The organism is Wylensekiella montiformis (genome assembly GCF_009697385.1).
Taxonomy (GTDB): Bacteria; Bacillota; Negativicutes; order Selenomonadales; family Selenomonadaceae; genus Selenomonas_A; species Selenomonas_A montiformis.
Genome location: NZ_VUNL01000011.1, coordinates 39,317 through 60,334 on the forward strand (window position 1 = coordinate 39,317; position 21,018 = coordinate 60,334).

General features: G+C 51.1%; 24 protein-coding genes, 1 pseudogene and 1 other annotated feature. Of the genes and pseudogenes, 2 read left to right on the forward strand and 23 right to left on the reverse strand.

Annotation, left to right across the window (positions count from 1 at the left end; translation table 11 throughout):
• Nucleotides 1-64 precede the first annotated feature (64 nt).
• The 4 genes from FYJ78_RS09855 to FYJ78_RS09870 all read right to left on the reverse strand — a co-directional run bounded on the left by FYJ78_RS09855 (nt 65) and on the right by FYJ78_RS09870 (nt 3,875).
• On the reverse strand, nt 65-1,015 hold the full coding sequence (locus tag FYJ78_RS09855; protein ID WP_235899992.1) for a phosphatase domain-containing putative toxin: 951 nt from the start codon (nt 1,013-1,015) through the stop codon (nt 65-67).
• A gap of 42 nt (nt 1,016-1,057) precedes the next feature.
• A complete protein-coding gene (locus FYJ78_RS09860; RefSeq protein ID WP_154621225.1) occupies nt 1,058-2,263 on the reverse strand; it encodes a hypothetical protein in 1,206 nt (401 codons plus the stop codon).
• A gap of 242 nt (nt 2,264-2,505) precedes the next feature.
• Nucleotides 2,506-2,700, reverse strand: coding sequence for a hypothetical protein (locus FYJ78_RS09865; RefSeq protein WP_154621226.1), 195 nt, complete (start codon nt 2,698-2,700; stop codon nt 2,506-2,508).
• A 26-nt stretch (nt 2,701-2,726) separates the two neighbouring features.
• Nucleotides 2,727-3,875, reverse strand: coding sequence for a type III PLP-dependent enzyme (locus tag FYJ78_RS09870; protein WP_328597701.1), 1,149 nt, complete (start codon nt 3,873-3,875; stop codon nt 2,727-2,729).
• A 240-nt stretch (nt 3,876-4,115) separates the two neighbouring features.
• Here FYJ78_RS09870 and FYJ78_RS09875 point away from each other — a divergent pair, with 240 nt between their 5' ends.
• A complete protein-coding gene (locus FYJ78_RS09875) occupies nt 4,116-4,670 on the forward strand; it encodes a phosphoribosyltransferase family protein (RefSeq protein ID WP_154621228.1) in 555 nt (184 codons plus the stop codon).
• Nucleotides 4,671-4,868: 198 nt separating this feature from the next.
• On the opposite strand, the gene FYJ78_RS09880 is transcribed toward FYJ78_RS09875, so the two are convergent.
• The 14 genes and pseudogenes from FYJ78_RS09880 to FYJ78_RS09945 all read right to left on the reverse strand — a co-directional run bounded on the left by FYJ78_RS09880 (nt 4,869) and on the right by FYJ78_RS09945 (nt 15,010).
• A complete protein-coding gene (locus FYJ78_RS09880; protein WP_154621229.1) occupies nt 4,869-5,369 on the reverse strand; it encodes a hypothetical protein in 501 nt (166 codons plus the stop codon).
• Nucleotides 5,370-5,457: 88 nt separating this feature from the next.
• Nucleotides 5,458-6,141, reverse strand: coding sequence for a hypothetical protein (locus tag FYJ78_RS09885; RefSeq protein WP_154621230.1), 684 nt, complete (start codon nt 6,139-6,141; stop codon nt 5,458-5,460).
• Between the two features lie 194 nt (nt 6,142-6,335).
• Complete coding sequence (locus FYJ78_RS09890; RefSeq protein ID WP_154621231.1) at nt 6,336-6,608, reverse strand: HU family DNA-binding protein; 273 nt, start codon at nt 6,606-6,608, stop codon at nt 6,336-6,338.
• 109 nt (nt 6,609-6,717) lie between these two features.
• Nucleotides 6,718-6,930 carry a hypothetical protein gene (locus tag FYJ78_RS09895; protein WP_154621232.1) on the reverse strand — a complete coding sequence of 71 codons (213 nt, stop codon included), beginning with the start codon at nt 6,928-6,930 and terminating at the stop codon, nt 6,718-6,720.
• Between the two features lie 126 nt (nt 6,931-7,056).
• Complete coding sequence (locus tag FYJ78_RS13030; protein ID WP_408014449.1) at nt 7,057-7,647, reverse strand: aminotransferase class I/II-fold pyridoxal phosphate-dependent enzyme; 591 nt, start codon at nt 7,645-7,647, stop codon at nt 7,057-7,059.
• A pseudogene (locus FYJ78_RS13035) lies at nt 7,574-7,921 on the reverse strand (PLP-dependent transferase); the annotation flags it as partial. The pseudogene FYJ78_RS13035 and the gene FYJ78_RS13030, both read right to left, overlap by 74 nt.
• 68 nt (nt 7,922-7,989) lie before the next feature.
• Nucleotides 7,990-9,918 (reverse strand): lysine--tRNA ligase, encoded by a 1,929-nt coding sequence (lysS, locus tag FYJ78_RS09910; RefSeq protein WP_154621235.1) that lies wholly within the window; start codon nt 9,916-9,918, stop codon nt 7,990-7,992.
• A 46-nt stretch (nt 9,919-9,964) separates the two neighbouring features.
• On the reverse strand, nt 9,965-10,441 hold the full coding sequence (gene greA / locus FYJ78_RS09915; protein ID WP_154621236.1) for a transcription elongation factor GreA: 477 nt from the start codon (nt 10,439-10,441) through the stop codon (nt 9,965-9,967).
• A gap of 45 nt (nt 10,442-10,486) precedes the next feature.
• Nucleotides 10,487-10,759 (reverse strand): GIY-YIG nuclease family protein, encoded by a 273-nt coding sequence (locus FYJ78_RS09920; RefSeq protein ID WP_154621237.1) that lies wholly within the window; start codon nt 10,757-10,759, stop codon nt 10,487-10,489.
• Nucleotides 10,759-11,334: a peptidylprolyl isomerase gene (locus FYJ78_RS09925; RefSeq protein WP_154621238.1), complete on the reverse strand. Its 576-nt coding sequence runs from the start codon at nt 11,332-11,334 to the stop codon at nt 10,759-10,761. Before FYJ78_RS09925 ends, FYJ78_RS09920 begins: the two co-directional genes overlap by 1 nt.
• 36 nt (nt 11,335-11,370) lie before the next feature.
• A complete protein-coding gene (locus FYJ78_RS09930) occupies nt 11,371-12,108 on the reverse strand; it encodes an MBL fold metallo-hydrolase (RefSeq protein ID WP_235899994.1) in 738 nt (245 codons plus the stop codon).
• On the reverse strand, nt 12,092-13,003 hold the full coding sequence (locus tag FYJ78_RS09935) for a YitT family protein (RefSeq protein ID WP_154621239.1): 912 nt from the start codon (nt 13,001-13,003) through the stop codon (nt 12,092-12,094). Before FYJ78_RS09935 ends, FYJ78_RS09930 begins: the two co-directional genes overlap by 17 nt.
• Entirely contained in the window at nt 13,000-13,665 is a 666-nt protein-coding gene (locus FYJ78_RS09940; RefSeq protein ID WP_154621240.1) for a hypothetical protein, read from the reverse strand. The genes FYJ78_RS09935 and FYJ78_RS09940 overlap by 4 nt, the downstream gene beginning before the upstream one ends.
• A gap of 112 nt (nt 13,666-13,777) precedes the next feature.
• On the reverse strand, nt 13,778-15,010 hold the full coding sequence (locus FYJ78_RS09945) for an aminopeptidase (protein ID WP_154621241.1): 1,233 nt from the start codon (nt 15,008-15,010) through the stop codon (nt 13,778-13,780).
• 252 nt (nt 15,011-15,262) lie between these two features.
• Here FYJ78_RS09945 and FYJ78_RS09950 point away from each other — a divergent pair, with 252 nt between their 5' ends.
• Nucleotides 15,263-16,189, forward strand: coding sequence for a ketopantoate reductase family protein (locus FYJ78_RS09950; protein WP_154621242.1), 927 nt, complete (start codon nt 15,263-15,265; stop codon nt 16,187-16,189).
• A 41-nt stretch (nt 16,190-16,230) separates the two neighbouring features.
• Here the strand turns inward: FYJ78_RS09950 and dtd are convergent, their stop codons facing one another.
• The 5 genes from dtd to FYJ78_RS09975 all read right to left on the reverse strand — a co-directional run bounded on the left by dtd (nt 16,231) and on the right by FYJ78_RS09975 (nt 20,983).
• Nucleotides 16,231-16,686, reverse strand: a complete 456-nt coding sequence (gene dtd, locus FYJ78_RS09955) for a D-aminoacyl-tRNA deacylase (RefSeq protein ID WP_154621243.1) — start codon at nt 16,684-16,686, stop codon at nt 16,231-16,233.
• Between the two features lie 27 nt (nt 16,687-16,713).
• A complete protein-coding gene (locus tag FYJ78_RS09960) occupies nt 16,714-17,676 on the reverse strand; it encodes an alpha/beta hydrolase (protein ID WP_154621244.1) in 963 nt (320 codons plus the stop codon).
• Nucleotides 17,677-17,744: 68 nt separating this feature from the next.
• Nucleotides 17,745-19,415 (reverse strand): 2-isopropylmalate synthase, encoded by a 1,671-nt coding sequence (locus FYJ78_RS09965; RefSeq protein WP_235899999.1) that lies wholly within the window; start codon nt 19,413-19,415, stop codon nt 17,745-17,747.
• 37 nt (nt 19,416-19,452) lie between these two features.
• Nucleotides 19,453-19,689, reverse strand: a binding site (T-box leader).
• 67 nt (nt 19,690-19,756) lie between these two features.
• Entirely contained in the window at nt 19,757-20,287 is a 531-nt protein-coding gene (locus FYJ78_RS09970) for an acyl-CoA thioesterase (RefSeq protein ID WP_154621245.1), read from the reverse strand.
• A gap of 351 nt (nt 20,288-20,638) precedes the next feature.
• Nucleotides 20,639-20,983, reverse strand: a complete 345-nt coding sequence (locus FYJ78_RS09975) for a metal-sensing transcriptional repressor (RefSeq protein WP_154621246.1) — start codon at nt 20,981-20,983, stop codon at nt 20,639-20,641.
• Nucleotides 20,984-21,018 lie beyond the last annotated feature (35 nt).

Consider the following 21,018-nt stretch of genomic DNA (forward strand, 5'->3'; position numbering starts at 1 on the left):
AGTATCATTGAACCTACGCTTCATCATATAACATATAACAAGTCAAATTTTACCGCATCCCTGATCAAAATTCCAATCCATTTTCCTTTGTCCACTGCGTGTACGATTTCTTGAGCTGTGGGTTAGCCTTGACGTATTCATAAAAGTGACGCGTGAACAGCGCGCGCTTCGGATAATTCTCTTTCTTATAGACATCCTTCGTCGTCTCTGCCGACTTGCGGACATCCTGACCACCGAGCAACACTTCGCGCGTCATGATGTCGTCGTAAGAAAGCTTATCGGCATTCTTGATCATATCCATGAGCGAGAGGAAGATTGTCGTGCGGCCTACGCCAGCCTCGCAGTGAACGTGAATCCAGGCGTTTTTCGGCAGCTTCTTGTAGATGGCCAGGAATTCATCGACATTGGCTGGAGTCGGTGCCGAATAGTCCATGACCGGCACGCGGTAATACTTGACTCCCATCGATTTGACAAACTGCTCTTCCGTCTGCACCGAATTGACGTGCTCTGCCTTCTGTGAAGCGATGTCCTTATGTTTGTCTAACACGGCCACATCCACATCCTGATTCATCCGGAGCGTTTCGAGCATGCTCTTCTCACGGCGGTCAATCTCTTTTGCCGACTGACCTTTATTGAACGTTTTGTAGCGCGAATACCAGCTGATGCCATCGTCATTGATATAACCATGCGATTCATTGCGCAAGTCAATGACAACAAGATCTTTGGCCGGTACATGCTTCAGTAGCTCCTTGAATTCGTTCTTAGAGAAGAAGCTGCTGCCGGACTGGCGCAGATGATCCAGACCTTCGCGTGATGGATAAATCCCGTCCTTTGCCGCCTTGTACGGACTCTGCGCCGTACGGAAATTCTCCGGCATCTCTGAGACAGCGGCGGGGCGATCGTATTTGAGAATCTGCACGCCCGGTACTGGCTCTGCGGCAAATGCCGCAGCCGTCGACAACATCGCCGCAACAGTAAGGGCTGCAATTCTTTTGCTGATTTCTGAATAATTCATGATGACATCTTCCTCCTTCATGGATTTTAGTGGGTTCGTCTCTTAGAACTTCGTTGTGAACTTCAGATATGTGGAATAATGCGGGGATTTCTCCAACGAGTGGCCATCTTCATCCACATTGGTACCATCCGGGTTCGTATGTGCCCAGTAGCGCAGCAGCGAAAGTTTTGTATGATCGCTCGTCGCATAATCCAGAATCAAGCCGAATCCCTTGAAACCATCTGCCGTGATGTAATCATCCCAATCCGTATAGCCGTCGTCCATAAAGAGGTTTTGATCCACGTTGAGATACTGTCCGATGATGTCCCAAGTACCCTTCTTCTTGGCCTTGCCATAGTTCAAGCTAATCACATAGCCCTGCGTGTCCTTATGGGCACCGAAGTAGTCATAGCCATATTCAATCTTTTTGTCCATTTTAGGTTTGTCCTTATTAGTATTCCGTACATATTCAGCCGTAATGCCGAACTCACCTACAATCGGCGTCGAGCCATAGATGCCGAAGTAACGCTCTGGCTGCTGCGCGCCGACATACAGACCGGCATATGCATCCTTCGAGAAATCATGCTGATACTGTGCGAATTTCAGCAAGCGCGTGCGAACAGGTGGATTTTTATCACTTGTATCATTGACCAGATAATCCTGCGAATCGCGGCCATAGCCAGTATACAGCGTGTCATGCGGCGTCATCTGATAGCTGGCTGTGAACTGGTTCACGCTTGATTTGGAAAGCCACAATCCTTCACCAAGGGATACGCTCTGAACGCCAGCTTTCACGTAGACAGGACCAAAGGAGCGGCCGACATACGCCTGTTCCAGTTTGATTTTATTTTTTTCCGAAGAGTATTTGCCATTATTAGGCTCCGACGAAGTCGATTTGAACTTGAGTCCAAGGCCGACATCATACGTCTTGTCCACCACTGTCGTCGCCAAGATCTTTGCCTCTGCCTTGACTTTTCCGGTTTTTTTCTCATCATACATGTAGCCGGATTTCGTGGAACCGGACCACTTGAGCGTCGGCGCCTCTTTCTTGGCCTTCTTCTCGCTCTTGGCTGCCTCCTGCTTCTCCTTAGCGGCAGCCAGGCTGTTCTCCAGATCGGTTAAGCGTGCCGTCAGGTCGTTGATCTCAGCCTGCAGTGCTGCGACATCCGGTTCCGAAGCAGCAGCTTCCGAATGACCGCCGCCAAAGCATGCCTGCAACAGTATCGAAGCGGTAAGCCCCCCAATTACTGCTTTTTTATTATTCTTCATCTTCAAATCCCCCTATGACTTATCTTCAAAAATAATCAAAACAGATCAGCGCGCTGTTATGGTTTCCCTGATTCTTATTGTAGCAAATAGTTCGTACCAAAATTCTCTTATATTTTGCTGATATTTTTGAAAAATATACATATTCTTGCGTTTATTTATATTATAGTGAATATTCTAAATATTATCGATAAAAAACAGCGGTGCAAAGGCAATCATGCCTTGCACCGCTGTTTTCATATCGATCAATCGGAGAATTCCTGCTCCTCTCTCAACGCCTGAATCCCCTGCTGGAACTCTTCCATGCTCAAAGAGAAATACGGAAGTTTTCGAAGGATTTCATAAACCTCCTGCTGGGATTTCGCCCGGTCCAGACTCCCCCCTGTTGATTCTTCCGTCAACGCGTGGAGCAACATATGCTTGATTTCTTCGATGTCCATCTCCGATACCTTCTCCCGTCTTTCTCTCAGACCGCCGCGGCTTTTTCCATCCCGCTGTCCCTCGATGGCTTCTGGCGTTCGGCATATTCCGGCTGATCTTCAAAGATGATCGTCGGCGCCAGATAAAATCCATTAAAACGGGTCGCACTCACACTGGTGTAAGCTCCCATATCCGTAACGAGGACCTTATCGCCCGTCTTTAACACCGGTGCCGGGAAATCGCGGTAAAGCACATCAATCCCGTCACAACTCGGCCCCCCGAAGGTAGACGGCCGCACCGGTCCGTTTCCAAAACAATGCAGTGGATACGTCCAGTGGTCGTACATAATACCGGAAAAACATCCATAGATGCCCTCGTCCAGAATATACCATGGCTTGCCGCCGCGGTCCTTTGTCCCGATGACCGAGGCAACCAGATTTACCGCCGTACCGACCATATAACGGCCGGGCTCCGTCCAGACCAATGTATCCGGGAACAGCCGGTCAATCTGATGATCAATGGCCTCCATCATGGCAGCCAAATCCACTGGCAATCCCTCCGCGTCGGGAACGGGAAAGCCGCCGCCAATATCCAGATCGGTCAGATGCAGCCCGCGCTCCGATGCTTCATCAAAAAGCTTACGTGCGAGCAGCAGCGCTTCCTCATACGCCGCTGTCGACAAAGACTGACTTCCTACATGGAAACAGATCCCGGCAGCATGAAGTCCGGCCTCTTCTGCCTGTTCCAACAAATCCAATGCCGATCCGGCCGGCGCGCCAAACTTCGTATTCAGATCGATCAGCGCTTTATTGTTGCGCACCTGAATACGAACCAAAACGTCCGCGCCCGGCACAGCCTCAGCCATTTTCGGTATCTCGGTCTCATCGTCAAAGGTCATCCGCCGCACACCATAAACGGCAGCGGCTCGAAGCCCGCGTGAATCCTTGACCGGATTCGCATAAATCATCTGACTGCCTTCAATGCCGAGACTGGCCAGCAACTCCATTTCACCGGCAGACGCCACATCAAAATGCGATCCCAGCGCAGCAAGACGCTTGAGAATATCCGGTGTCGGATTGGCCTTCATGGCGTAAAAAACGCCTGCCCGGGGCAAATGCCTGCGCATAAACCGGTAATTTTCCTCCACCTTATCCAGTGAAGCCACCAGAAACGGCGTAGGGATTCGGTCTGCCATCCTATCCATGTCTTTTTTTGTCAGTCTGAAGCTTTTCATAACACAACCCATTCCATAATAAATTTAAGATTCAGCCGGCCTGTTCAGGCCACAGCGTCAAAGGAATCTTATACGAGTATTGTAGTACAAATGTCCGCGTTAAACAATATCTTTTTCTGTCTTTTCCGCAAATTGTTCGAAATTTGCACCATGGTCCGAAAGAGAGTATAATAATTTCGTATTCTATAAGAGAGGTGTATCATGGCTGATCGATTTTATAAACTGCATGTAGCAGGCTGCACACGCTCCCTGCCCATCCTGAATGTCACGGACAGTCTGGCTATCGCCGGTTTCATTATGCTTGGCGATCCGGATCTCACGCTGGCCTGCGCCAAGGCTCTGGCAAAAAAAGTCCCGGCAAACACGGACATCATTCTGACGGCTGAAACAAAAGGCATACCTCTGGCAGCTGACCTGGCCCGCGAGCTTGGCATGGAACGCTATGTTGTCGCCCGAAAATCCGTCAAGGCCTATATGGAAAACGCCATCTGGGTCGAAGATATTTCCATCACAACAAAAGGCGTCCAGAATCTCTGTCTCGACGGCGTTGATGTAGACCGGATCAAAGGGAAAAATGTTCTGCTGCTTGACGATGTCATCAGCACCGGCGGCTCTATGAAGGCACTGGCTGAACTGACTGAAAAAGCCGGCGGAACAGTCATCGGCGAAGCCTGTGTGCTCGCGGAAGGCGACGCAGCAAAGCGAAACGATATTCTCTTTCTCGAACCGCTGCCGCTATTCGAAGCCCAGAAATAACATGACCGACCCGGGTTTTGCAAACGTCGTGCCGGCCTAAAAAACAGACATAGAACTCCTGCTCATTTCCTCATGTGCCTGAGTTTCTATGCCTGTTTTTTTTACCCCGTTTTTCGATACGGAACACACACCAATAGCAAAAGGCTGCTGCAAAATTCATGCAGCAGCCTTTTGAACATCACTTCGATTCGATCCGATTCAGAATTTCACCGTCAGACCGGCACCGATGCCATTTTCATGATGACCGTTATCCGGCTTGAAGTTATGATAATTTACATTGAGATCCACATTGAAGAGCAAGTTCTTATTGACTCCGACCTGCGTCTCATTGAAGTCCTTTCCTGCGACATAAGAGGCATACGCATCGAACCCCAAAACCTTAGGGGTACTCAAAGCAATACCGCCAAAGGCCTGATCCTTGTCACCCGGAAGGCCCCAGCGGTAACCGCCGATCATCTTAACCTCCGAACCCACAAGGTCATACTGGAGATAGACATCCTTGTGGTCGCCATACTCATCGCGGTCCGCGTACTGATAGCCAATTGTCGCCTTTCCCGTCACCTTATGTTCAATATAAGATTCTTTCGTCCCTACGCCGATCGCCGTCTCATGGTTGGCCATCTGATTAATCGGTGCCGCCATAACGGCTGAAGAAGCTGCAAGCATCATGCTCATCGTCAACAATACAGTCTTTTTCATAAATGACTCCCTCCTGAAAAACCTGCCTTACTACGTCTAATAGATTAATGGATTTTTCCCCTTCTGTCAAATGCAGCAGGCATACTTACTACTCGCGGTTCAGGCGGTCGTAAAGGTGAACCATTTCCTGAATGCGCTGAATCTCCTGCGGCCGCAGATCATGCCTTCTCGCTTTGCCTCCCTGCTTATAATAGACGATATAAGCGGAACCGGCATTTGCTATGCGCCGAAAGGCCGCAATCGTCTGTTCATCCGCATTCATCACGTAATTTTCTGCGAGCCATGACGCATCCGATGCCATATGCTTGCGAAGCTTCGATGGATCCAGAGACAAGACGCTCTCCTGTCCGCCTGCAACAATCGAAAGACGATCGCCAAAAATCCAGGCGGTTTGATCCGGATCATCGATGGAATAAAAATAATAAATATCGTTTTTTAGCACACAAACGCCATTGCCTACTGCAATAAAGGGTCGGAGATAGACCCCCGACGGCAGACGAACCGGCCAGGTATGCTTATAATAGGTAATGCCATTGACGGTTTCTGTTTTTATATCCTCACTGATCGGCTCAGCGGCGGCCGCTTCTTCCTTCTTCGCCGCTTCCTGCTCCCCATCCTGCCGGCGCTCTGCAAGGGCCTGCTGTGTCTCCTGATTGATTTTCATCTGCCGTTCGGCATGCTGCAGACTATACGCATAATACACAGCACCGCCGATGCTCAGGATCATCAGATAGAGGATGAGCGCCGCTGCGATAATATGAGATTTTTTCAACGCTCTTCCTCCAGACTATTTCTCGCTCAGGGTGTCTGCTGCCTCATCATCAAACGGTCAGGAGCGCCCTCTTTCATCTATTTTAACGAATATCCAATCTCCATGCAAGAGCAAAAAAACAGGCGGGCCCTTTCTGAATCATCCGCCAATCGGATGAAACAGCAGGTTTCCCGCCTGTACCAAGAAAATCAGAATCAATACTTGACGCTGGATTTGAATGCCAGACTGTCGCTGGCAGCAATCTGAATCGTCTCGCCAGACTGCGGATTACGGCCCTGACGCGCGTTGCGATGTGCCTTCTTAAACGTACCAAAACCGATCAGGCGGATTTCCGCATCAGCCTTCACGCTCTCCTTGACCGTTTCAAGCAGGGCATCGACAACAGCCTTCGTATCTTTTTTGGATACACCAGCTGCCTCTGCAACCTTATCTACCAGAGCAGATTTGCTAATTACTTCTTTTGCCATAATGAGTAGTCCCCTTTCTCTTATTAACAAAGCTGATTATAGCGAATTCTTCCGGTTTCGTCAATTTTTTTTCAAAAAATGCAGAAATCCATGGAAAAATACCGTCCTTTTACCCTACCGTATTCCGTTCCGCCGCCGCTACGGCATCATTCAAAGCAGCCTCATACCCGGCCTCATAGCCATCATTCTCACGGCTTTGTCCATAATCACGAAGCAGTTCCAATACATCCTGCAGCTGATCTTCCGTCCATTCGCTCATCGCACACATTGTGCCCAGCTTATCAATGCAAGCCAGTTCTTTTCCCTGTGTATCTACCGTCATCACGATTCTCCTTCGCCGTTTGATTTGCCGAGTCGGCACAGTTCAAAGTATACCACGGGAAAGAGTTCAGAAACAGTCTTGACTTTTGCAAATAAAACGATGTGCCTTGCGGAATCCACTCCGGATTCATCTGGCCCTCAAAGCCAGCTTCAGATGTTCCAGCCCATTTTCCAGAACGCTCCAGGGACAGGCAATATTGATCCGCTGGAATTCCTCCCCAGCATGACCAAAAATGCGGCCACTGTCCAGCCAGAGATTCCCCTTCTCCACAATGGCCCGATCCAGCTGTTCTGCCGTCAATCCGGCAGCCGAACAGTCCAGCCACAAGAGATAGGTGCCCTCCGGCTCAATCAGGCGAACCTCCGGCAGCTCCCGTTCCAGAAACTCCCGGGTACGCCGGATATTTTCTTCCAGATAACCCAGCAGTGCGCTGAGCCAGCCGGCGCCGTCCTTATAGGCCGCTTCTGTGGCAAAAAGGCCCAATGTATTGGGCTGGCTATAACCAGAAGCAGACCGTTCAGCACAGAACCGGCGGCGCAGGCTGCTGTTTCGGATAAAAATATTGGAAACCTGCAGCCCGGCCAGATTGAACGTTTTGCTGGCTGACGTACAGGTAATCGTACGCTCGGCAATTTGCGGAGACAGCGATGCCAGAACCGGACCCGGATGCCTGACTTTGATGAAGCGCATAGCCGGGATGCTCCGGCAGACCAACATAGTAAACCTCCTCAACCGCCTCCTGTGCCTGAAGCCAGCGGGCAATCTCCAAAGCACGGGCTGCCTGACACTCAACGCGCAGCCCTAGTGTTTTGATGCTGCGCAGCATAAGCCAGGAATCCATCGGCGACAGATTCGGCCCCTCGGACTTGATGCACAGTTCCAGTTTCCGCGCATATTCCGAATCGGCTTCACGGACTACAAGGAATCCGGCAATGATATCGTTATGCCCGCAAAGATATTTCGTTCCGCTATACACTACAAAAAAGCAGCCTGAATTGTCAATCAGAAAAAAAATAAGCCCTTTCGCATGGAAAAGGCTTATTTTAACCATCCGGCAGATCAGCACATCTTCGCGCCCGCCGGAATATGCGGATCAAGCATAAGCAGATGCAGTTTTTCTTCGCCGGCTTCCTTATGAACTGCAGAAATCAGCATGCCGCAGGAATCAATGCCCATCATCGCACGCGGCGGCAGGTTGACGATAGCAACAAGCGTTTTGCCGATAAGCGCTTCCGGTTCGTAGAAGGCATGGATACCGGAAAGAATCGTACGATCCGTTCCTGTACCATCGTCGAGCGTGAACTGCAGGAGCTTTTTGCTCTTTTTAACGGCAACGCAGTCTTTGACCTTGACTGCACGGAAATCACACTGGCAGAATGTATCAAAATCGATATAATCCTCATAGAGCGGTTCGATTTCGACTTGAGAGAAATCGATCTTCTCCGGTTTCTCTTCCAACCGTTCCTGACGATCAGGCGCATGAAGCGGTTTCATCGTCGGGAACAGCAGAACGTCACGGATAGAGGCCGCATCGGTCAGCAGCATGACGAGACGGTCAATGCCGATGCCAACGCCGCCCGTAGGCGGCAAGCCATACTCCAGTGCCATAACGAAATCTTCGTCCATGCCATGTGCCTCATCATCCCCGGCCTCACGCTGTCTGAGCTGGTCCTCAAAGCGGGCCCGCTGATCAACCGGATCATTGAGCTCAGTAAAGCCATTGGCCAGTTCACGGCCATAGATAAAAAATTCAAATCGATCGGTAATGCGCGGGTCTTCAGCATTGCGTTTAGCCAAGGGAGAAATTTCCGTCGGATGTCCTGTGATGAAGGTCGGCTGCATCAGCGTTTCCTCAACTTTTTCTTCAAAAGCCTGATTGAGAATACCGCCGATACCATGGCGTTCTTCGTATGGCACACCGATTTCATCCGCCATTCTCCGGGCCTCTTCGACCGTCTGACAAGTCAGGAAATCCTTGCCCGTCGCCTCTTTGACCGCATCGTTCATGCTGATGCGCCGCACCTTCGAAAGATCGATCTCCACACCCTGATAGTTGATGACGGACGTCCCCAAAGCCGTTTTGGCCGCGTTGACAACAATTCCTTCGGTGAGGTTCATCATATCCGTATAATCCGCAAAGGCCTGATAGAACTCAATGGAAGTAAATTCCGGATTATGGCGTACGTCCATGCCCTCATTGCGAAAGATACGGCCAATTTCATAAACGCGGTCCAGTCCGCCGACAATCAGCCGCTTAAGGTTCAGCTCGGTTGCAATGCGCAGATAAAGATCAATGTCGAGCGCATTATGATGGGTAATAAACGGACGCGCAGCCGCCCCTCCGGCAATCGTCGAAAGGACCGGCGTCTCTACTTCCAAATACCCGCGTTCATCCAAATAACTGCGGATCGAATTGATAATTTTCGTACGCTGACGGAACGTTTCACGGACATCCTGATTCATGATGAGATCAAGATAACGCTGACGGTAGCGGATATCCACATCCTGCAGGCCATGGAATTTTTCCGGCAGCGGGCGCAACGATTTGCTGAGCAGGTCAAAGTCCTCCACGCGGACGGTAACTTCGCCGCGATGCGTCTTGAACACGATACCGCGAATGCCTACGATATCACCGATATCCAGCTTACGGAACTGTTCCTTATACTTTTTCTCGCCCAGTACATCGATCTTGAAATACACCTGAATATTTCCGGTCCGGTCATTCAGTGTGCAGAACGACGCTTTGCCATGACCACGTATCGCCATAAGACGGCCGGCAATGTGGACCTCCGAGCCTTCCTCCTCGCCTTCCAGATGCTCATTTTCATTCTTGATATCGGCAGCATAGTCGGTGACCTCATAGCGATGTCCGAACGGCGCAACGCCCATCTCACGGAAAGACTCCATCTTTTCACGACGGACCTTCATCATCTCATTAAGGTCTTCCACCGGAGACGTGTTCTCCTGCCTCTGCTTATTTTCTGCCATAAACGCACTTACTCCCATCTATTGCCATAGTTTTGCGATATATTGCTCAGCCTTTTATTTCCTTGATCTCATATTTGATCACACCAGCCGGCGCATGAACATCCACGACAGCTCCGACCTTCTGACCGATCAAGGCCTGCCCCAGCGGTGATTCATTGGAAATCTTTCCCTCGTCCGGATCCGCTTCCGTCGAACCGACAATCATGAAGGTTTCCGGTCCGTCCTCCGCAAACTCAAGATCAACGACAACAACCTGCGACCCCATCTGAACGACATCGCCACTGCCTGCCTTGATGATGTCGGAATTACGAATCTTTGCTTCGAGCTCCTGAATTTCTCCCTCCAGAAAAGCCTGTTCATTTTTGGCGTCGTCATACTCCGAATTTTCAGAAAGGTCGCCGAGAGCAATGGCCGCCTTCAGCCGTTCCGCAATCTCTATGCGGCGCACGCTTTTCAGATAGTTTACCTTATCCACCAGTTTATTATAACCGTCTTCGGTCAGCATGACCTTTTTGTCTGCCATGTAGAAACGCCCCTTTGCAAAATCATAGAACTATCCTATAGTAACTTATTTATTATAATTTTTTTCCGTTTTCTTGTCAATGAGTGCCTGTTTCTGCGCACGGTTCATTGTATGCTTGATCTGCCACTCCCGGCGCAGCGCCTCTTGTCTGCTGTCAAATTCCTCAAAATAAACCAGGCGCACAGGCAGGCGCGAACGCGTATACTTCGCGCCTCGCCCGGCATTGTGCGCCTTCATGCGCCGGACCAGATCATTGGTCCAGCCGGTATACAGGCTGCCGTCCCCACATTCCAGAATATAGGTATAGGCTTCCGCCATTATTTCGCCTCTCTGATGGTCACGGTCTTCATGACCATATTTTCCAGCGGCCGCTCCTGAAAATCACATTCGGTATGTCCGATTTCACGAACCACGTCCATACCCTTAATGACCTTGCCGAAAATGGTATGATGCCCATTCAGCCAGGGAGTCTTGGCCAAGGTAATAAAGAACTGGCTGCCGCCGGTATGCGGCATCCCCGTATTGGCCATGGCCAGAATCCCCTCGCCCGTAAACTGGAGATCCGGACGGAACTCCTCTTCAATGGTATAACCCGGGCCGCCCATACCAGTACCTTCCGGATCGCCGCCCTGAATCATAAATCCGTCAATCACCCGATGAAAAATCAGCCCATTGTAAAAGCCTTTTTCAGCCAGATCAATGAAATTCTTCGTCGTGATCGGCGTCTTGTCCTCAAACAGCTCAATCTCAAAGGTTCCCTTATTGGTTTCAAATACTGCTACGCGGTTTGCCACTTTTTCATTGCCTCCACCCTTTGCCGTGCCGCTCTGCGCCAAACATCCGCCTGTCAGCAGGACCATGGCCATCAGCAGCAGGACCAACATCTTCTTCATTGTACCTTATTTCCTCCTGTCCTTTCAACGTTTTTCTCATTCTGCGGGAAAAGAAAAGACCTTTTCTTCGCCGGGACTGCGCGGCGACCAAACAGGGATACTCCTGCCCGGCGGAAAAAAGTCCATCGATGGCTGCCAGGCCGGATACCCCACCGAATGCATGGTAACCAGCGACCGGATTTCTGCCGTGCGGACAAATTCCCGCACCCCTTTTTCCATTGAGGAGCCGAGTCTCCCGTCTACCGGGAAAAAGGCCAGATCCGCCTGCATTCCCGCCATTCGTTTAAGCTGCTTATGAAAGCCATTTGCCGCCAGCTGCCGATTTTCATGTGTATCTCCCGTCCAATCCCACCAGTTAAAATCGCCGGCATGAAAAATCGTTCCGGCTTCGGTCGTGACCTGAAAACTGGTTCCTTCATCCGTCGAAGAATACGTCACCACATCGATCTGCCCATCCTGCCAATGATCGTAAGTTTTCACATAAGTAATCTTTTCCGGGGGAAGCGGCGAGGTATCGGCGCGTACCCGGATATCATCACTCAAAATATAGCGCGCAGCCTCCCGGCCGAAAGCGCCGATGGACGGATCGTAATGGTCATAATGCCAATGCGACGCAAAGAAATATATCTTATCGCTTCCCGCTTTGGCTGCAGCAGCGCTGACCGCATCGGATGGATCGCGAAAATCATCAAAGACCAGCAAAAGATGACCAGCCCGAATTAAAAAGCCGCTGTTCAGCAAATAAGTAACATTCATTTCACGTTTTCTGTTCATCCGGATGTTCCTCATATCGCCGAATAACATTGCCGACGCGGACTCCCGGCGAACTGAAACCGCGCCCCATGACCTCATTCGCTGACATAATGATCATAAACGCATTCTTGTCCACAGCATTGGCGATCATTTTCACTTTAGCCACCTGCGTCAGCGTGACCACGACAAACACAACATTGCGTTCACGCCGGGTAAACGCCCCCTGCCCATGCAGAAAGGTAACGCCCCGTCCCACTTCCATAATCCCTTCAGCAATGGCTTCGGCCCGGTCCGAGACGATCAGCACGGCTTTACGGCTGTTAAACCCCGCAATCACCTTATCCGTGACCATCGCATTCATAAACATGCAGATCAGCGTAAACATAGCCGGCGCGACACCAAAGAGAAACGCCGCGGCAATCATAATCAGGCAGTTGAAGCTAAAAATCACGCCGCCCATATTGAACGAATAGAATTTTTTAATGATCGCGCCGACGATATCAAAGCCGCCCGTACTCCCGTTCATGCGAAATACCAGACCGTAACCAATTCCATTGAATACACCGCCGAAGATCGCTGCCAGCATGACGTCCTGAATCGGCGAATACGCATTGAGAACGCGTGTGATATCCAGACAAAAGGAAAAGATTGCCGTGCCGACAACGACATCAATGGTATATCCTCTCCCCAGCGTTTTCCAGGCGGCAGCCAGCAGCGGAACATTATATAGAAAGGTCTGCAAACCGATCGGCAGTCCGGCCAGATAATAAAAGATGATGGCAATGCCCGTGGCCCCGCCCGTCAGCAGATGTGCGGGGACAAGAAACAAATTGATCGAGCAGCTCGCAATAAAGCATCCTGCCGCAATTCCCAGATAACGAAGCAACCGATGCTCCAGCATCCGCAGCTGTATCATTCCGTCAAACCTCCCAGACGGACCGGTTTCGACTCCGGCATACCAGAAAGATCAATCTCCTTCTCGCTGGGAATAAACCAGGTTCCTTTCTCTTCCGGATCGCGGAACAGGTCCGGCTTCGCTTTCATCATCTCCTGCATCTGCATTTCGTCGATAGGCAGGCCTGTAATCCGCATGACCATGAGATGCCCGTCACCGGAATCGACCTGCAGCATCAGATGCTGAAAGCGATCGGCCGGGTTCGCATAGAGATAAAACATATTGCCGTCAATATTTCTTCTCTTAGACCGGCCATAGGTATCCTGAATCCATGCTGATGTCGCACCATAACGAATACCGCGGCGCAGCTCGAAGTTCTTATTCCGAATCGTAATATCAATCACTTTTCCAGTTGAAGCCGCGAAGCCGATCGTGAAATCTCCATCAAAATCGCATTCTTTCACCAGTATGCCCTGAATCCGGACCGTTCGTTCATACCGCGGCGCGCCAAAGGCGGCAATCACCTTTCCGTCATCATCTCCGATCCCTACGGTATGACAGACAAAATCCGACGGGAGCGGCTTCCCCTCGGCAGCGGCCCGCGCCGGCTGTGCTGCCGTCACCATCACCAAAAGGAATGCCAGCGCCATAACAGCACCGGTCTGGAACAGATTCTGTTTCATAGCAACCTCTTTTCCCCTGCGCCCTCATGCACAGGCCTGCATTTCTTTCCGAAACTCATTATACCGTAAACCCCGGAAAACCGCTACAAAAAGCTCCCGGTACATCATCGGATCAAAAGGCAAAATTTCCCTGACGGAACACAGGAACAACCTCTCCCGAAGCAGTTGTTCCATCAATCGCCAGATCCCGTGTGCCGATCATAAAGTCTTCATGCAGCAAAGAATCATTGACACCATGCTGCAGCAGCGTCACGCTGTCCATCTTCGCACCGTCCCGGATGCAAGTTGGATAAGCCTTGCCCAGAGCCAGATGGCAGGCGGCGTTTTCATCAAACAGCGTATTATAAAACAAAATGCCGCTTTGGGAAATCGGTGAATCATACGGGACCAAAGCCACTTCTCCCAAATAACGCGCGCCTTCATCGGTATCGAGAAGTTCTCTTAAGATTTCTTCCCCCTTGTCTGCCGAAAAATCCGTCACGCGGCCTTCACGAAAGGTCAGCCGGAACCCATCGATGAGATTGCCATGAAAGTTAAGCGGACGGGAGGCTGCCACCGTTCCGTTTACCCCATTGCGCTGCGGCAGGGTATAAACCTCTTCTGTCGGCATATTTGCGGCAAATTCCACACCGAGTTCCGAAGCCTCAGCACCTCCGGCCCAGATATGTCCTTCCGGCAGGTCGATGTACAGATCCGTCCCTCTGGCATTGGTATAATGCAAGGTCCGGAAATCATGCGCATTCATAAAGCCAGCGGCTTTCTGCAAAAAAGCAATATGCTTTCGCCATTCCGCTACTGGATCGTTCCCGTCTTCGATTCGTACCGCCCGGAAAATCTCCTGCCACAGTCTTTCCATCGCTTTCTCCGGAGCCAGCTGCGGGAACACCTTCCCAGCCCAGCCACTTGTCGGTACCGACACAACGCACCAGGTATTGCGATTGTTCATGAGGCGCTCGCGATATTCCAGAAGAGCCGCTCCTGCCGCCTGCTGGGACAACCTGAGTTTCTCCGGATCAACACCCCGGAAAATTTCCGGATCATGCGCTGCAATCGAGACAAACGCCGCCCCCTGCTCCGCATAGTCCATATAAAATTTTCTGCGCCATTCCGGGAATTCAGAAAACAGCCTCCTGCTTCCGCCCTCATAACGGATGCGGGCCAGAAGTTCATCGCCCCAGCTCACAACAACATCCTGTGCGCCGGAGGAAAATGCCTCCGCAGCAATGGTTCGCACAAAGGCCGCGCATTCAATCGGCGCATTGATCACAAGAATTTGATTCTGCTGCAGATTAACGCCTACATTCACCACCAGACGCGCATATCGTGTCAGCTTGTTCTCATCCATTCCTACTCACTCCTTATCATGGGTTTCACTGCCTGATATTATATCCGCTTCTGCCCATTTTGTCACGATGCAGCTCCTAAGGATCCGACGTTCTCTGCCTGTACGAATCGGGCTGCCTTATGTTACAATAAAGTGAGACTTATTCAGAGGCGTTTTTCTCCCTTTGAATCTGGTCAAACTTATCCATGGCTTTCGCATCGGATAAGAGCAGAATGATGAACAAATTTCTCTGCATATTTGGGAGGGATGAACATGAAATTTGCCATTCTCGGCGCGGGCGGAACCGGCGGCGTCCTTGGCGGCTATCTGGCCAATGCCGGCAATGATGTAACCTTTATCGCACGCGGCAAACATTTGTCGGCCATGCAAAACGATGGCCTGACGATACGCACAAACCACCGCGGCGATATACATATCGCACCCGTCAAGGCCTGCACGGCCGCAGACTATAAAGAAACTCCCGACGTACTCTTCATTTGTGTCAAATACTATGGGATTCCGGATGCCATTTCCCTTGCGGGGCGCATCGCCGGTTCCGACACGCTCGTCATACCGATCCTCAACGTCTTCGGTACAGGAGCGGTCATGCAGGAACAATTGCCGGACTGTACAGTTCTTGACGGATGTATTTATGTTTTCGCCAAAATCGGCAGCCCCGGTGTCATCGAACAGCCGCAGGAAATCCTGCGCGTATTTTACGGATTCCGGCCGGGTCAGGACCGTCGCCTGACGGAAAAAGCGACACAGCTTGAAACCATCATGCGATCGGCGGATATTCACGCCCATTTCACCGAACAGATCCAACGCGATGCCCTGACAAAATTCTCCTTTGTCTCACCGATGGGCGCCGCCGGCCTTTACTTCCATGTGACCAGTGAAGCCTTTCAGCAGCCCGGCGAAGTACGGGATACCTTCATCGGCCTTGTCCGAGAGGTCGAAGCCGTCGGACATGCCATGGGCATCGTATTCGACCGCGATCTCGTTGCGGCGGACCTGCGGCTCATGGATGCCTTTGCGCCGGGACTTACCACTTCCATGCAGCGCGATGTTGAAAAAGGCGGCCCTTCGGAATTTTCCGGATTGGTTTCCCGCATGTCCGAGCTGGGACGAATCCACCACGTTCCCACTCCGCTTTACGACAAAATCGCCCATTGGGGAAAAGAACACGGCCTTGCCTGAACGGCAGTGAGCAAATAAAAAAACGGCTTTTGGCCGTTTTTTTATTTGCTCACCGTATCCTTTTCCATATCAAACAGCAGCGTAACCGGACCGTCATTCACAGATTCTACCTGCATCTCCGCCCCGAATTCCCCGTGCTCTACAAGGAAATGCCGGCTCCGAAGTTCTTCCAAAAACTGTTCATACAAAGGCTGCGCCAGCTCCGGGCCAGCTGCATGACTGAATCCCGGACGCCGTTTTCGCAGATCCGCATAAAGCGTGAACTGCGATACGACGAGAAAAGCGCCGCCGGCCTGTTCGATGCTTCGATTCATTTTTCCTGCTTCATCCGGAAACACCCGCACATGAACGATTTTTTCCGCCAGACGCGCACAAAGCTCTGGTGTATCTTCCGGACCAATGCCCAGCAAAACCAAAAATCCCAGCCCGATCTTTCCATGTGTTACGCCATGAATCGTAACAGAAGCGGAACGCACCCGTGTAACAACTGCCCGCATATTCTCCCTCCTCACTTTCACCAGCTCTTACTGCATATAGGGACGCACAAAGGTCCGGATGGTTTGAAAATACTTCTCCTGATCCTGCTGAGAGGAAGCGGCATGTATCGCACCGTCGATGAACAACAGCTGCTTTTTCGGCGCGTCCGCTGCCTCATAAAGCGCTTCGGCCATGTCCGGCGGTACCAGCGTGTCCTTCGTTCCATGAATGAACAGAATCGGCAGCGAAGAATGACGTACCGCCTCCAACGGATCCGCTTCATGAAGGCTGAATCCAGCCACTTTTCGGCAGCGCCAGTCCAACAAATTCATCGCGGGAAAAGCAGGCAGGCCAAAAGAAGCAGTAATCTGATGCACCAGCAGGTCAAAAGCGCCCGTGTACCCGCAGTCCTCAATACAGGCTACAGCCTGCCCGGGAAGATCCGGACGTGCGGCAGCCATCATAACGGTCGCCGCTCCCATAGACACCCCGTGCAGAACAATCTTTGCCTGCGGATGGCGTTCGGCAATCAGCCGGGTCCAGGCAGCAATATCCTCGCTTTCCCGGCAGCCCATCGTCAAATACCGCCCCTCGCTTTTCCCTGCTCCTCTGAGATCAGGCGTCAGTACATGATACCCCATCTTCAGATAATTCGCCGCAATATACCAGGAATTCTCCTGCGTACAGCCATAGCCATGAACGACAATAACCCATCGGCTGCTCTTTTGATCGGGGAAAAAATGTGTCGCCCGGAGCTTCAATCCGTCCGCCGACTCCATCGTCCATTCCTCATTCGTATAATCCGGCCGGTTATAATGCCGGGCTTCCGGCGGCATAAGCAGTGCATACGCCCGCGGCGGTTCCTGCGAATGGTCGCCCGTGCCGCGCTCCAGACCAAAATGAACGGCATAATTGCCGACAAAATATCCTGTCCCCACGACAAAAACCGTCGCTGCAGCGGCCAGTGTAAAAACTGCAGTCAGGAGACAGGACACTACAATCTTCTTCATGGAATCACCCTTCATCGCTGAATATAAAATGTGACTCCATTATAGCATAAGAAACAGCGGCCGGGATTTTATTTTCCGGCCTTCATCCGGTTAATCGCACTGATCAGCGCCTGCAGCGACGCCGTAATGATATCCGTATCCATACCTGCGCCCCATGTAATATGCCCGTTATCAGCCGTAATGCCGATATAAGCCATAGCACGGGAATTCTGACCGATCTCCAGCGCATGCTCACTATACGTCAGATCCTTATATTGAATATCCAGATTCTGCTGCAACGCATTCGAAACAGCGTCCAGGCGGCCATTGCCTCTGGCCAGGAAAGTCACCGGCTTCCCCTCCACCTTGAGGTCCACCGTACCGGAACGCGTGCCATCCGGCTCTTTTTTCAGGAGGAAATCCACCAGTTCATATGGTGTATCGATATTGACGTATTCGTTCTGGAAAATCTGATAAATTTCATCCGGCATGAGTTCTTTATGCTTGTGATCCGAAACGCCCTTGACACAATAGCCAAAGTCCTCACGCATCTTTTTCGGCATCTCAATCCCGTATTTCGATTCCATAATAAAGCCGACGCCGCCCTTGCCGGACTGGCTGTTAATCCGAATGACATCGCCGTCGTATTCGCGGCCGACATCCTTCGGATCGATATAAAGATACGGGAGAGTCCACTTATCGGGATTCTTTTCCTCTTTCCATTTCATTCCCTTGGCAATGGCATCCTGATGCGAGCCGGAGAACGCCGCAAAGACCAGTTTTCCGGCATATGGCTGGCGATATCCGACCTGCATACGCGTAAGACGCTCATACGTTTCGACCAGTTCCGGCATATTCGAAAAATCCAGTTTTGGATCAATTCCCAAGGCAAACAGATTCATAGCCACAGTGACGATATCCACATTGCCCGTGCGTTCTCCGTTTCCGAACAAGGTTCCCTCAACCCGGTCGGCTCCTGCCAAAATGCCCAGTTCCGTATCAGCTACGCCGCATCCCCGGTCATTATGCGGATGGAGCGACAGCACGACATGATCGCGGTATTTCAGATGCTTATTCATATAAGCAACCTGCATAGCGTAAACATGCGGCATGCTCATCTCTACGGTTACCGGCAGATTGATGATCGCCTTGCGGTCTGCGGTAGGTTTCCAAACATCCAGCACCGCATTGCACACTTCCAGCGCATATTCCGGTTCCGTTCCCGTAAAGGACTCCGGGGAATATTCGAAACGATAGTCTGCACCTGCCTCTTCCGTAAGCTTCTGCAAGAGCTTCGCCCCGTCCACAGCCATCTGCTTGATTTCCTCTTTGGACTTCCGGAACACCTGCTGCCGCTGCGCTACAGAAGTCGAATTATAAACATGAACGACCGCATTCCGAACTCCCTTCAACGACTCGAAGGTCTTGCGGATGATATGCTCGCGGGCCTGCGTCAGGACCTGTATCGTTACATCATCAGGAATCAGATCGTCTTCGACCAGACGGCGCAAAAACTCAAATTCCGTCTCTGAGGCGGCCGGGAAGCCGACCTCAATCTCCTTGAAGCCCACCTTGACCAGCATTTTGTAGAATTCCAGCTTTTCCTCCAGGTTCATTGGCGTGATCAGCGCCTGATTGCCGTCGCGCATATCCACGCTGCACCATACCGGCGCATGATCCGGCGCATCCTTCTTCGCCCAGTCCAAATCGATCTCCGGCGGCATGAAATAACCCTTGCTGTACTTCTGATAATTCATCATAATGCTCATCCCTCCAAAAAGAAAAAGCCCTTCATCTCTAAGAGACGAAAGGCCATGCTTACGTGTTACCACTCCAATTCGTGTCCGGCGGACACCTCTGCGGACTCCATCAAGTCCTACTGCTGTAACGGGCAGATCCCGTCCCGGTTTACTCGCTTCTGCTTTCAGCGGGATGCTTCAAGGTGAGTTCCGGACCGTTCCGCTGCTGTCTTTCACCAAACGACAACTCTCTGAATACATCCCGCTCCATACTATTCCTTTGCAACGCATTTCCCTGTGTTGAATACTAAGATAGCACAGAACCGTTTTTTTTGCAAGCATTTTATGTAAAACTGTAAACTTTATTTTTTAGCAGTATGATTTTCCGGCTCCCGGGGAGATTTTTTTGCCGCAGCCCGCATCTTTTCTTCTTCGCGCTGTTTTCTTTTTCTTTCCTTATGCGCTTCATAGCGGCGGCGGCCGTCCTCAAACGCGCGTTTTGCTTCCTCCGTATCAAGGATCAGCGGCGGTACGGATTTCGGACGGGAATTCCGATCCAGTGCCACCATGGTAAAATACGCGGTGAGAGCACGCTGCGGCTTGCTGTCCTGATCCAGATCCTCTACATCGACGTTTACCGCTACCTCCATCGAGCTATGACCAACAAAAACGATCTCTGCCGAACAGGTCACCAAATCCCCGATCAAGATCGGCAAATGAAATTCCAGCTCGTCAACGCGGGCTGTGACTACGTTCGACCGGGCATACTTGCGGGCGGCAGCATAAGCTGTCGAATCCATCATTTTCATGATTTCGCCACCATGCACATTGCCATTCGGATTGGTCTGGCTCGGCATCATGACCTGACTGATTACGATCTTGTTCTGTGCCATATACAGCATCCTCCTATTTGTTTCTGCAATCGTACCACGCATCGTCCATGTATACGCTTACAACAGTTTATTCTTATTGTACCATGTTTCCCTGTGAAAATACATTCGTTTTTTTCACAAGATACAGCAATGTTTTAAGCATATCTTCTTTCCGCTGAAAAAACAGTAACGGATGTCACAAAAAATCGGCAGAAAGGCCTGATCCAAAATGGCCCCTCTGCCGAAATAACTGTCATGCCATCCTGCCCGCCGCGCAAGCAAAAACGACAAACCCGTTTAGATTGTTACTCGATCCTCTTCAGGCGGGAGCTTTAGCGCCCCTAAAGCCCTGAATAAATCTCACTTTATGGACTACTTTATGAACTGGTCGATAGCCCGGTTAAGGCGGTCCAACGCTTCCTTATCCTCATCACGAACCGCGTCCACCACACAATGCTCCAAATGATCCTTGAGTATGATTTTGCTCACGCCATTGATCGCACTGCGGACAGCGGATAACTGCACCAAAACCTCGCTGCAGTCCCTTCCGTCCTCCACCATGCGTTTGATGGATTCCAAATGACCGATCAGCCGCGACATACGGTTCAGTACGGCTCTGGTCTGTGTATGGCTGTGATGATGCGTATGCGTGACGACCGTCCCATCAGGCAGGATATGAGTATGAGCCGGATGTTCCGGTCTTTTTTCCTCCTTCATAATCGCTCTCCTTCCGTCGGGACAAAGCTTAACAA